Consider the following 221-nt stretch of genomic DNA (forward strand, 5'->3'; position numbering starts at 1 on the left):
TGCCTTCTTTCCTAATAAAAGCGCTGCTAATGCACTGGCAATCGGGATCGCCAAAACGATGCCGATTCCGCTGATCAAGCTTTGAACGGTGCCCAGACACATATTCATTGAAAACGTGTAGCCCCAGGAATTGCCATTTTTCAGATACAGCAAAGATGAGGTAAAGGTATCGGCCATAAAAATCAGAAACAAGACGTTAACCAACGGCCCCATAATGGATT

At 44.8% G+C, this 221-nt stretch carries 1 protein-coding gene; it reads right to left on the reverse strand.

Annotated elements, in window-relative coordinates; genetic code table 11:
- Positions 1-221: YibE/F family protein (locus LJE08_RS14700; RefSeq protein ID WP_227403679.1), on the reverse strand; the 221-nt coding region annotated here is incomplete at both ends.

The sequence above is a fragment of the Holdemanella sp. DFI.5.55 genome (assembly GCF_020593575.1).
Taxonomy (GTDB): Bacteria; Bacillota_I; Bacilli_A; order Erysipelotrichales; family Erysipelotrichaceae; genus Holdemanella; species Holdemanella hominis.